This is a genomic window from Pseudomonas sp. BN515 (assembly GCF_029873155.1).
Lineage (GTDB): Bacteria > Pseudomonadota > Gammaproteobacteria > Pseudomonadales > Pseudomonadaceae > Metapseudomonas.
The window spans coordinates 20,795-32,677 of the sequence record NZ_SSOH01000054.1 but is presented as its reverse complement, the minus strand read 5'-3'; the positions used below and the strand labels follow the sequence as shown (position 1 = coordinate 32,677).

General features: G+C 64.9%; 8 protein-coding genes. 4 read left to right on the top strand and 4 right to left on the bottom strand.

Annotation, left to right across the window (positions count from 1 at the left end; translation table 11 throughout):
* Positions 1 to 186: 186 nt before the first annotated feature.
* From E8E91_RS14185 to E8E91_RS14175, 3 genes are all read right to left on the bottom strand, one after another.
* On the bottom strand, positions 187 to 1,716 hold the full coding sequence (locus tag E8E91_RS14185) for a sigma-54-dependent transcriptional regulator (RefSeq protein ID WP_280376278.1): 1,530 nt from the start codon (positions 1,714 to 1,716) through the stop codon (positions 187 to 189).
* Positions 1,717 to 1,936: 220 nt separating this feature from the next.
* Complete coding sequence (locus E8E91_RS14180; RefSeq protein ID WP_280366581.1) at positions 1,937 to 2,161, bottom strand: hypothetical protein; 225 nt, start codon at positions 2,159 to 2,161, stop codon at positions 1,937 to 1,939.
* Between the two features lie 401 nt (positions 2,162 to 2,562).
* Entirely contained in the window at positions 2,563 to 2,889 is a 327-nt protein-coding gene (locus E8E91_RS14175) for a hypothetical protein (RefSeq protein ID WP_190834911.1), read from the bottom strand.
* Between the two features lie 242 nt (positions 2,890 to 3,131).
* Between E8E91_RS14175 and pqqF the strand changes: the two genes are divergently transcribed.
* The 4 genes from pqqF to nahK all read left to right on the top strand — a co-directional run bounded on the left by pqqF (position 3,132) and on the right by nahK (position 11,010).
* On the top strand, positions 3,132 to 5,588 hold the full coding sequence (gene pqqF, locus E8E91_RS14170; protein WP_280376277.1) for a pyrroloquinoline quinone biosynthesis protein PqqF: 2,457 nt from the start codon (positions 3,132 to 3,134) through the stop codon (positions 5,586 to 5,588).
* Between the two features lie 248 nt (positions 5,589 to 5,836).
* Positions 5,837 to 7,015, top strand: coding sequence for a porin (locus E8E91_RS14165; RefSeq protein ID WP_280376276.1), 1,179 nt, complete (start codon positions 5,837 to 5,839; stop codon positions 7,013 to 7,015).
* Between the two features lie 271 nt (positions 7,016 to 7,286).
* Positions 7,287 to 8,453 carry a nitric oxide-sensing protein NosP gene (nosP, locus tag E8E91_RS14160; RefSeq protein ID WP_280376275.1) on the top strand — a complete coding sequence of 389 codons (1,167 nt, stop codon included), beginning with the start codon at positions 7,287 to 7,289 and terminating at the stop codon, positions 8,451 to 8,453.
* Positions 8,383 to 11,010: a hybrid sensor histidine kinase/response regulator NahK/ErcS' gene (nahK, locus tag E8E91_RS14155; protein WP_280376274.1), complete on the top strand. Its 2,628-nt coding sequence runs from the start codon at positions 8,383 to 8,385 to the stop codon at positions 11,008 to 11,010. Before nosP ends, nahK begins: the two co-directional genes overlap by 71 nt.
* A 146-nt stretch (positions 11,011 to 11,156) precedes the next feature.
* On the opposite strand, the gene E8E91_RS14150 is transcribed toward nahK, so the two are convergent.
* The gene (locus tag E8E91_RS14150) at positions 11,157 to 11,687 is read right to left on the bottom strand and encodes a transposase (protein ID WP_280376273.1); all 531 of its coding nucleotides are present in this window, start codon (positions 11,685 to 11,687) and stop codon (positions 11,157 to 11,159) included.
* Between the last annotated feature and the right edge of the window lie 196 nt (positions 11,688 to 11,883).

The following is an 11,883-nucleotide window of genomic DNA, read 5'->3' as shown; positions in this document are numbered from 1 at the left end:
GGCGGCCTGGCGGGAGAGCGGGTTGCCATCCGTCCGACCGCGACCGACGGCGTCTTCGACGTGGTGTTCATCCACAAGACCGTGCGCCAGATTGATCTCAGGCAACCCAAGCCATGACTATCCACCCGTTACCCATGTCTCCCGACAAGCGTTACCCATGTATACCGGCTGAACACATGGCGCACCCTACGGGGGAGTTTTACCGGGGATCCCGTACTTGCGCAGCCGGTGGGCAATGGCGGTATGGGAGGTCTGCAGCCGCGCGGCCAGTTGGCGGGTCGAGGGATAGGTGACGAAGAGCTTCTCCAGCAGCGCCCGCTCGAAGTTCTCAACGGCCTCTTCCAGGCTGTTCACCTCGCCGTCGCTCTGGCGTGCCACTGCGGTGCCAGCGATGTCCAGGTCGCCGATCTCCACCAGGCTGCTCTCGCAGATGGCGGCGGCACGGAAGATCACGTTCTGCAGTTGGCGCACATTGCCCGGCCAGCGGTTGCCCAGCAGGGCCTGGAAGGTGCCGGGTGCCAGGCGGCAGGCCGGTCGCTGGATCTGGGTGCAGGCCTGCTGCATGAAAAAGCGGGCCAGCAGCAGGATGTCCTGGCCGCGTTCGCGCAGCGGCGGCACTTCCAGGTTGAGTACGTTCAGGCGGTAGAAGAGGTCTTCGCGGAAGGCGCCTTCGCCAACCATCTTCTCCAGGTTGCGGTGGGTGGCGCTGAGGATGCGCACGTCCACCTTGATCTCGCGGTCACCGCCCACGCGGCGGAAGCTGCCGTCGCTGAGGAAGCGCAGCAGCTTGGCCTGCAGGTAGGGCGACATTTCGCCGATTTCGTCGAGGAACACCGTGCCCTGGTGGGCCAGTTCCAGCAGGCCGGGCTTACCGCCGCGCTGGGCGCCGGTGAAGGCACCGGGGGCATAGCCGAACAGCTCGCTCTCGGCCAGGTTCTCCGGCAGTGCGGCGCAGTTCAGCGCCAGGAACGGCTGGTTGCGGCGGGCGCTGGCGGCGTGGCAAGCGCGAGCCACCAGCTCCTTGCCGGTGCCGGTCTCGCCGCGTATCAGCAGCGGCGCGTCCAGGGCCGCTACCCGTTGGGCGCGTGCCTTGAGGGTGGCCATAGGGGCCGAGTCGCCCAGCAGGGCGTCGAAACCTTCGGCGGCATGGTCGTGGTGCAGCGCTGAGAGGCGTTCGCCGATTCGGTTGGGCTGGTAGAGCGTGAGCAGGGCGCCGGTCAGGTGATCGCCTTCGGTAATGGGTACCGCATCCAGCAGCAGTGCCTGCCCCTTGAGGGTGATTTCCCGCAGGGGGAGGCGGAACCCGTGTTCCAGCAGGGCGCTGTGCAGCCTGTCGTCGCCGAACAGTTGTGCCAGGGGCTGGCCTTCCGGCTCGGCGCCATAGAGTGCAATCAGCGCCGGGTTGGCCAGCAGGATGCGGCCATCGCCATCCACTGCCAGTACCGGGTCGGTCATGGCCGCCAGCAGCGCATCCAGCTGCAGGCGCCGGCGCTGGCCGGGAAGGATGTCCACCACTGTCACTTCCTGCACACCGTGCACGGCATGCAGGGCGTCGCGCAGCTCGTCGAGCACTTCCGGGCTGAGGGTGGGGGCGTCGATATAGACGTTGGGTGGCACCATTTCCACCGCATCCAGATTGAGGTTGCGGCCGCCGAGCAAGGCCAGGACCTCCTGGGTGATGCCGACGCGGTCGATGAAGGTGACGTGAATTCGCATGGAAACGCTGGGCTGGCGATTTGAAGGGGCGAATTATGCCCGGTCTGTCGTGCTTAGGTAACAGGCTGTCGGCGTTGTGGAGGATTGCGAGGATGCGGGGACCGCTCCTTTCGGAGTGCCTTCGAGCCAACTGGCGGAGTTGCAGTCGCGAAGGTGGGTTCCCATTGATCACCCATGAAAAAGCCCCGCATGTGCGGGGCTTTTGTCGTGGGCTGCATCTTCAGGCATTCAGCGCTTTGTGCGTCCGGTCGATCACATTCTGCAGGTGATCGGCGTCGCCATAGTGCTCCGGGTACAAACGCTCGCTGTGACGGGCGACACCAAACTCGTTGACGATGGTGAAGCTGAAGTTGCCGTTGCGAGCGGCGGTGATATGGCAGGTGAACGGCGCAAATGCGTGGGTCAGGGTGCTGATTGCAGCTTGGGCTTGATGATGGATGGTCATCGTGTTGCTTCCTTCGTTTTGCGGCCATGGGCCGCCAGACAATGGCTCCGAATCCGCCGAGTAACAGACTCTGGTCGGATGATCCTTATCGGAGCAAGGGTGCCGGCATGAAGTTCCCCGATCGGGATCAAGCTCTGGCAGCTGGTACTTGGGATGCCAGGTGCTGCGCCGGGCAAGGGTCTGGCTCGGCTGGCAGTCCTGGTCAATCTACCGCGTGCTCATGACAGCTTTACTGCATCGCCTTGGGCGAGAGTTGCGGTCGGTGCGTCGGCGGGGGTGGCCGGGTCCCTTTGGGTTGGGCTTCTCAGGGGTGAGAGGCGAGGGATCGGAAGGCCGGATTGACTTACAACTTGGTACTAACGTCGGCGACCCTAAAGGATCGCCTAGCAAAAATCAAGCCCTTAGTGGCTGAGCGGTAGCTGGCTGATGTCGATTTCGGTGACCAGCGAGGTTCGCGCCGGCGGTGTGCGGGCGAGCAGGGGGCAGTAGCGGTCCAGCGACTGGATCAGGTCCCACTGCAATTCCAGGTCGTGACCCAGGCCCGTGACCTGGTCCAGCAGGCCGACCGATGCCGCCTGGAGGGTGCTGTCTGTGGAGTTGGCCATGTTCGCGGTGACCTTTGCCAGCAGGGTGGTGATGGCGGTCATGTTGCGGGTTGTCAGGGCCAGGATATTGGCCAGCAAGGCGATTTCGCTTGGCGGTACTTGTTGTTGGGGAGTCTGTTCCATGAATGCTCCGATTGGGCCACCAGTCCATATGGCATTGCGCCATTATCGGTGTGAGATGTCATTTGCAACGATGGCGTCACGCCCATGCAAGGGGCTGGCAAATCTCTCAACGGGCTGTAGGAAATCGGCCATTACGCGGTCGGATGGGACGCATGAGCCACCGGAATAGTTCCAAAGAAGCATTGCTAGCTCAGAAGGCGGGCAGGACTCTAGAATCAGGTTCCTCCCTTTTCCGATGCGCCATGTCCAGCCTTGTCGAGTCGTCCGAACAGCAGCCGTCACTGACCACTCACCTGGCCAACGGCCTGGAAGTGCGCCTGATGCATCGGCCTGGCACGACGCTTTGCGCGGTGCTGGTGGAAGTTCGCGGCGGCAGCCACGACGAACCCGGCGACTATCCCGGGCTGGCCCACTATCTCGAGCACCTGGTGTTCCTGGGGAGCCGCGAATTTCCCCCGGAACAGGGCCTGATTCCATTCGTCCAGGGCCTCGGCGGCCGGGTCAATGCGAGTACCCGCCCACGCAGCACGCGCTTCTTCTGCGAGGTGCCGGAGGCGCACATCGATCAGGCGTTGGCGCGGCTCCTGGACATGCTGGCCAATCCCTTGCTGGAAACGGCAGCGCTCTGGCGAGAGCGGGAGGTTCTGCAAGCCGAGTTCAGTGCCCGTGCGCGGGACTGCCGGACCCTCTGCGACGCCGCGCTGGCATGGGCCCTCGCGGCCGGTCACCCGCTGGCGGATTTCCATGCGGGCAATGCCGCGAGCCTGAAACTGGAATCTCCCGCATTCATGCCCGCGCTCCATCGCTTCCATCGGGACCATTACCAGCCGGGCCGCATGTGCCTGACCCTGATTGCGCCGCACCCCCTGGAGCAACAGCTGGAGCTTGCCCGGCGCTACGGCGAGCCATTACAGGCGGGCAGAGGTTTGCCGGAGCCGGTCGTGCCGCCCATGCTGCCGCTTCGTGCGAAACGGCTTCGGCTTGGCGTGCCAGGCGGAGGCGGACGTCTCCTGCTGGCGTTCGCCGTGGCACAACAAGGCGACGCTCTGGAGGCGGCCACGGCCTTTCTGGAGTGTCTGGTCCAGGACGACTCAGCCGGCGGCCTGCAAGAACGCCTCGGCGTCCTTGAATTGAGCGACGGCGTGCACCTGCGCCTGTCCTGCGCCGATGGCGGGCAAGGCCTGCTGGTGATGGACTTCGAGCGGGTGGACGGCGCGGACTGCGTGCAACTGGAGGCCGAGGTCCTGGGCTGGCTGGATTTCCTGCGCGCTACCGCACCCTGGCCGGGCCGCTGGGAGGAGCGGTTGGAGCGCCTGCGCCGACGCCACGCCGAACTGGCGCCGCTGGATGCCGCGATGGCGCACCGGCTTCCGACCTTTCAGGAAGTCCAGGCGCTGCTTGAACAATTGCGAGTCGAACGCCTGATCCATCTCCAGGCCGATGATTCCGATTGCGCGAGTAACCAGGTTTCGGCCGGCTTCCCCCTGAACCTGGAGCGGCTCGAGGATGGCTCCGGCGGAACATCCTCAGGCAATTGGAGGCTGCCGCCGCCCAACCCGTATCTGATCCCGTCGGCGCCTCTGGTGGCGACTCAGACGCGATTGCCCGCCAGGCCGGCCCTGCCCGAGGCCAGTGGCCAGGGCGCGCTGTTCCTGCACTGGCAACCCGCAGACAGCGGGCTGCCCCATGGGCTTGTCCCGGCTCTGCAACGGGCATTGCGCCCCATCCTGGGTGCCGCCGCCGGGGCTGGCGTGACAGGCGGGCTCAAGGCGGAGCAGGGCGGGATCACGCTTGAGCTGCTGGGCGATGTCCGCGTGCTACGCCACGTCAGCAGCGATGTGCTGCCGCTACTGCAGGCCCCACCGCTCTGGAGCCTTGGCCAGGGACCGCGCTTGCAGCGAAGTGCGGCGCGTCGCAATGCCGGCGAGCTGCCCTTGCGCCAGATGCTGCAACACCTGCCGGGCTTGCTCGCAGCGGCCACGGAGGCGCCGGCTGTGCTGACTGCTGAAGCCCTGGCGCACTTCTGGCAGCAGGCACGCTGGCAAGGCCTGGCCGTGGGCGATGGGGCGGTGGACGCCGAACTGCCGGGTCTGCCTGCCACACCCAGCGTGTTGGCCGGGCAGGGCGGACGTACCTGGCATCGGCTGGAGATGGAAGGCGAAGCGGCGCTGCTGCTCTTCTATCCACTCGATCCAGCCAACGCCGGGTCGGAGGCGTCTGCGCGGCTTCTGGCCAGTCTGCTGGAGCCGGCCTTTCACCAGCGCCTGAGGGGCGAGCTGCAACTGGGCTACGCGCTGGCCTGTGGTTTCAAGCAGTTCGGGCCGCACCGTGGCCTGCTGTTCGCCGTGCAGTCGCCGCGTGAATCCGTGGCCGGGTTGTTCGCGCACCTCCAGGACTTCCTCCAGCGTCAAAGCGAGCGTCTGGCGGCGCTGGACCAGGCACAACTGGATGATCTGCGCCTGAACCTCGCCCAGCGGCTGGTCCGGGAAGACATGGAATTCGCCAGCTACGCCCGCCAATGCTGGCTTGATCACCTCGCTGGTCTTCCGGTCGACCATCGCTCGCGTGTGCTCCAGGCATTGACCGAGCAGCAACCCAGCCACCTGCAAGAGCAACTCGACTGCCTGATCGCCGGCACGACCTGCCTTGCCCTGGCCAATGCCGAAACCCCTGCGCCGGGCTGGCACCTCTCGTACTGATTTCCCCCTCCATTCCTGTGCTGAAGGACGAGCCCGAAAGGGCTGCGTCCTTTCGTGCTGCTCGACCGTCCGTCGGGCTAAGACCTTGGGCGAGCCCGGTATTAAGCCTTCCCGGCGCGGCTTGCAGAACCCGGCCAAAGCAGGGCGAAACCCCCGCCAATGCAGCGTATGGCAGACCTGACGGCGTTTCGATAATCGCCTCCGACTCGACTGACCTGCCCGGTCGTCTACCCACAGCGGAGAGCGTCATGCACAACAAGAAGATCGCCCAAGCCCGTTTGTCCCGCCTTGCCCTCGCGGCAGCGGTAGCCCTTGCCACCCAGCAGGCCGCCGCGGAGATCGTCCTGTACGACAAGGACCAGACCACCTTCTCCACCGACGGTTACGTCAACGCCTTCTACGTCAACAGCGACGTGGATCGCGACGGCGAGCAGTTCGACCGGCGCCAATCGCGGGTGAAGATGGGCTTCCTGCCCAACTGGATCGGTTTCAACATGGGCAAGCAGGTGGACGACCTCAAGCTCGGCGCCCGTTCCTCCTTCTGGGTCACCATCAACGACAGCGAAACCAATGGCACCGCCACCGCCATTGACGTCCGCCAGTTCTACGGCACCGCCGGCAGCGATTGGGGCGAGGTGCTGGTGGGCAAGGACTTCGGCCTGTTCGCCCGTTCCAACATCCTGCTCGATGAACTGCTCGCCGGTTACGGCCAGGTCAGCGATACCCTCGGCCTGGTGGATGGCGGCGGCGTGTCCTTCGGCAACATCGGCAGTGGCTACCCCTATCCGTTCCCGACGTCGCAGATCACCTACCGCAGTCCGAAAACCGACGGCCTGCGCGCCGCCGTGGGCATCATGGACCCGGTGGACACCAACGACGACAGCCCCACCGGCAAGGCCTACCAGGAAAACCCGCGCTTCGAGAGCGAGGTCACCTACGAATTCGACCTGGGCGGCGCGCAGATCTATTCCTGGGTCAACGGCGCCTACCAGACCTCGGAAAACACCGACCCCAACGTCGATTCCGTCACCTCCAAGGGCCTGGGCTACGGCGTGCAGGCCAAGATGGGGGCCTTCACCCTGGTGGGCTCCGGCTTCCAGGCCAAGGGCATCAACCCCTTCTTCACCAACAACGCCGGCGAGCCGACCCTGCGCGAAGTGGACAGCGACGGCTACCTGCTCCAGGGCTCCTACCGCTTCGGCAAGAACCGCCTGGCGCTGTCCTACGGCAAGACCAAGGACGACGGCAACGGCGTGGTGAACACCGGCGCCGACTACGAAACCCGTGGCATCGCGCTGTTCCACGACATCAACGACAACCTCAAGCTGGTGGCCGAGTACAACCAGTTCGAGATCGACGGCCACGAGGGTGATGCCCAGAACGAAGACACCGACACCGTCGCCCTGGGTGCCGTGCTGAGCTGGTAAGCCCTGATCGAGATTGCTCCGGTTTTGGCGGGAGAGGCTTTTGTCCTCCCGCTTTTTTTATGTGTCCGCCTTTTGTGGGAGCGAATTCATTCGCGAAATGGACCCACGGGCCGCTGCACGGCCCTTCGCGAATGAATTCGCTCCCACAGGGTGTTGCTCCTGAGCCCCCTACCTTCGAACTAGTCCGCCGCTACCCAAGAAGGATGGGGCGCCCCGGACCCCCTCCGTAGAATTTCCACATCGCGAACAGGCTTATTGAGTGAGGCCGAGGATGCTCGAAGAACCGGCAGAGGGCGTCGTCACCGCCATGTCCCTGGCCAGCGAGGCGGAGGCCGTGGCCCAGGACCTGGCGCGCCAGCTTATCCACCCGCACCTGGGCTTCGTGCTGTTCTTCTGCTCGGCAGAATACGACCTCGAAGCTCTCGGCCAGGCCCTGGAGCAGTATTTCGGCGGCGTGCGGCTGGTGGGTTGCACCAGCGCTGGCGAAATCACGCCCCTGGGCTATGGCCGCAACTGCGTCAGCGCGGTGGGTTTCGACCATCGCAGCTTTTCCATCGCCAGCGCCCTGGTGGACGAGATGGACCGCTTCGGCCTGATCGACGCCCAGCAACTGGTGGAGCGCCTCGTGCAGGACTGCCGGGCCAACTCCCTGGCACCGATCAAGGGCCACAGCTTCGCCCTGACCCTGCTGGATGGCCTGTCCAGCCGCGAGGAAATCGTGCTGGCCGCACTTGGAGCCGCCTTTGGCAGCATCCCGCATTTCGGCGGTTCGGCGGCCGACGACCATCACCTCAAGCACACCCACGTCTACTACGAAGGGCGCTTCCATGCAGGTGCGGCGGTGGTGGTGCTGGTGAACACGGCACTGGATTTCGAGGTGTTCAGCACCCACCACATCCTGCCGGGTACGGAAAAGCTGGTGGTCACCCGGGCCGACAACGCCAGCCGACGCGTCTTCGAGCTCAATGCCGAGCCAGCCGCGGAAGTCTATGCGCGGATGATCGGCGTTCCGCTCGGCGCCCTCGACCTGCGCATGTTCGCTGCGCATCCACTGGCGGTGCGACTGGGGGATTCGTACTACGTGCGCTCCATCCAGCGGGTCAATCCGGACCTCAGCCTGACCTTCTACTGCGCGGTGGAGAACGGCATCGTCCTCACCGCCATGCGCACCGGCCCCTTGCTGCCGAACCTGGAGGCGTTGTTCCGGCGTCTTGGCGAGCGGCTCGGCCCGCCCTTGCTGACCATCGGCTGCGACTGCTTCCTGCGTCGGCTGGAAATCGAGAACGACGCGGACGCGGTGGCGCGCACCTCCGAAATCCTGCGCGGGCAGCGGGTCATCGGCTTCAACTCCTACGGAGAGCAGTTCAATGGCATGCACATCAACCAGACCTTCACCGGAGTTGCCATCGGCCGCCGGGGGCGCAATGGATGCCGCTGAACAGCAAGCGCGGCTGGCTGCGCTGGAGGAAGAGAACTGCAAGCTGCGTCGCATCAATGCGGCCCTGATCGAGCGGGTGGAGTCCAGCGCTTCCCGCCGCGACGACAGCTACGCCGCCTTCCAGCATTCGGTGGTGCTGGCCGAGCAGGTACGCGAGCGCACCGATGCGCTGAACCAGGCCATGGCCGAGCTCAAGGCCAGCAACCGCCTGCTGAGCGATGCCAGGCTACGGGCGGAAACCGCCCACCAGCACCTGATCGACGCCATCGAAAGCATCTCCGACGCCTTCGTGCTGTTCGACCGCGACCAGCGCATCGTCCTCTTCAACAGCCGCTTCAAGTCCTTCTGGGCCCGCACCCGCGCGCGCATCGGCGCCGGTACCCGGCTTTCGGAGATCCGTCGCCTGGCGGACAGCACCGGCCTGATCGTCGAAGAGCATCGTGGAAGCGACGACAACGTTCTCTACCGGCTGCACGACGGCCGCTGGGTGCAGGTCAGCGAACGGCCCACCCGCGAGGGCGGGCTGGTGATCCTCTATACCGACATCACCGAAGTGAAGCAGAGCGAAACCGCCCGCCGCGAACAGGCGATCGCGCAGAAGTCGCGCCTGTTGCAGCGCGCTGTCGACAACCTGTCCCAAGGCGTGGCCATGGTCAGCGCCGAGGGGATCCTGGAACTGTGGAACCACCGCTTCCTCGAACTCTGCGGGCTGGCCCCGGTGGAGGCGCACCGTACCTTCGCCAGCGTCATGGCCGACAGCGAACTGCCGCTGCTCACCCCCGACACCCGAGACGCCAACAGCCGGCCCATCCGCGAGATGGAGCAGCGCCTGTACAACGGCCGCGTGCTGGAAGTGCGTACCCATCCCTTGCCCACCGGCGGCTTCGTCAACACCTTCACCGACATCACCGAACGCTATCGCCATGCCGAAACACTGGCCGAAAGCGAGCGCTGGATTCGCCTGATCACCGACCATGTGCCCGCGCTGATCGCCTACCTGAGCGCCGACCTGGTCTACGAGTTCACCAACAAGGTCTACGAGGAGTGGTACCGCTGGCCGCGCGGCTCGATGCTCGGCCAGAGCCTGCGCGAGGTGCACAGTGAAGAACACTGGCTGCGCCTGGAGCCCTACGTGGAACGGGCACTGAATGGTGAAAGCCTGTCCTTCGAAGTCACGGAAACCAACCACAACGGCCAGGAGCGCTGCATGCTGCGCTCCTATGTGCCCAATCGCCTGGCCAACGGCGAGGTGGTCGGCATCTTTGTGCTGATCCGCGACATCACCGAACGCCGGCGCACTGCCGAGGCCCTGCACCAGGCCTACCAGAACCTCGAACAGCGGGTACGCGAGCGCACCACCGAACTTACCGCGCTGAATAGCCAGCTGCGTCGCGAGATCGACGAGCGCGCCCAGATGGAACTGCGTCTGCGCGAGGCCAAGTTCGAGGCGGAGAAGGCCAACCTGTCCAAGACCAAGTTCCTCGCGGCGGTCAGCCATGACCTGCTGCAACCGCTCAATGCCGCGCGGCTGTTCACCAGCGCGCTGCTGGAACAGCGGAGCCAGACGTGCAACCTGGCCCTGGTGCGCAATGTCAGCAACTCGCTGGAAGACGTGGAGAACCTGCTGGGAACCCTCGTGGACATCTCCAAGCTGGATGCGGGGGTGATCAAGCCGGACATCGCGTCCTTCGCCGTCGGTGAGTTGCTCGACAACCTGGCCGTGGAATACCGCCAGATCGCCACAAGCGAAGGCCTGCAACTGGACTTCGTCCCCAGCTCTGCCCTGGTGCGCAGCGACCTGCAATTGTTGGCGCGAATCCTCCGCAACCTGCTCAGCAACGCCATTCGCTATACGCCGCAAGGCCGCATCCTGCTGGGCTGCCGCCGTCGCCGCCAGAGCCTGTGGATCGAGGTGTGGGACACCGGCGTCGGTATCCCGCGGGACAAGCTCGGCGAGGTCTTCCAGGAGTTCAAGCGCGGAGAGGTGGTACGCGAGAAGCAGGACCGCGGGCTCGGCCTGGGCCTCGCCATTGTCGAGAAGATCGCCCGTATGCTCGGTCATCGCATCCATGTGTCCTCGGAACTGGGCAAGGGCTCGCTGTTCGCGGTCGAAGTGCCACTTGCGAGGCGCGTGCCCCGGCAAAAGCCGGAACGCAGTGAGCCCGAGGCGGTTCTGGAACGGCTCAACGGCGCGCGGATCTGGGTGCTGGACAATGACGCCGCCATTTGCGCGGGCATGCGTACCCTGCTGGAAGGCTGGGGCTGCCAGGTCACCACCGCGCTCTCGGAAGAAGACCTGGCACGCCAGGTGGAGAACTTCCACGCCGACGCCGACCTGCTGATCGCCGACTACCACCTGGACAACGGCTGCAATGGCGTCGACGCCGTCGCCACCATCAACGCCCGCCGCAGCACACCGCTCCCGGCCCTGATGATCACCGCCAACTACAGCAACGAGCTCAAACAGCAGATGCGCGAACTCGGCCACACCCTGATGCACAAACCGGTTCGGCCGATGAAGCTGAAGACGGCGATGAGTCATTTGTTGGAGCGGTGACGATGGTGTGCCGCTCGTACCAGTGGAGTATCGGGCTGGTGCGGATTTCCTCTGGTCGCACGAATCGGTGCGCATGGTGCACCCTACGGTCGGGCGCGGAGCTCGGGTAGGGTGCGCCGCGCGCACCGGCGGAGTATCGAGGTGGCTTATTCGCCGAACTTGCCGTCGATCTCTCCGACGCCGCCCCAATCCGCTGGATAGACACCCTCACGCACCAGGCAATGAAAGCTCGACCATGGCCAATCGGACACCCGATTCACTAGTCCATGTTTGACCGGGTTCCAGTGCAGGTAATCCATATGCCGCTGGTAGTCCGCTTCATTGCGTATTCGATGTTCCCAGAAGCGCCGTTGCCAGAAACTGAGTTCGCGCCTTGCCTGTTGGCTCCTGGTGCGCGGGCTAACCTCTGCACATTGCTGACTGACTTGGCGTTTGATGATGGACCAGCGTCGACCGAAGTCGTGGTCATCCGGCGGCAGTTGCCAGATGCAATGGAGGTGATCCGGAAGTAGCACCCAGCCGTGGATGTCGAAGGGAAATCGTTCCCGCGTGCAGATGATCGCCTCGCGGAGGGTGTTGCGAACGGCAGGATGAGTCAGTACGGGTTTGCGTAGGTGAGTGACGAGCGTAAAGAAATAGAGCGCGCCTGGATCCCGGGCGCGACGGTAGTTGGACATGCCTGGCCTCCTGCCGGATGTGGATTGGCCAGGGTAGGTCAGGGCCAGAAGCTGCCGTACCGATGATCTCGTAGGAAGCATCCGGTGCGCACGGCCTCTAGGGTAGGGTGCGCCGCGCGCACCGGCGGAGTATCGGTCTGGTACAGATTTCCTCTGGTCGTACGAATCGGTGCGCATGGCGCACCCTACCAGGCAC